The 381-nt window shown below is 34.1% G+C and carries 1 pseudogene; it reads right to left on the reverse strand.

The annotated features are described in order from the left end of the window. Positions 1–288, reverse strand: a pseudogene (locus CXF67_RS00245) (IS110 family transposase); the annotation flags it as partial. Positions 289–381 lie beyond the last annotated feature (93 nt).

Below are 381 nucleotides of genomic sequence, written 5' to 3' on the forward strand. Positions count from 1 at the left end.
GCTCTTATCGGTCTTGATTTTTGACAACTTCATCTGTATAAAGCGTTTCACCGCTAATGAATTTTCTACCGATACTTTTAGACTAGATTCTAGTAAATGCTAAGCCAGTTGATAATGATAATACCCTGTTGCTTCCATCACGCAATGGCTATTCATATCTAAGAGCTTTACAAACTTTTTAAAGCCTGATACATTGTTTTTAAACTGATAGTAATTGCCATCAGAATCCGTGACATCGAATACCAAGTGGCTAATATCAATTCCAAAATATTTAATACCTTTATTCATATTCAACTATTTTTTGAAAGGACATACTACGCGAGTTTCAACGACTTAAAATCGAGGTCTAAAAAGCCTCATAGAACTGTACGAAACTGCGAA

The organism is Psychroflexus sp. MES1-P1E, assembly GCF_002836055.1.
GTDB lineage: Bacteria > Bacteroidota > Bacteroidia > Flavobacteriales > Flavobacteriaceae > Psychroflexus.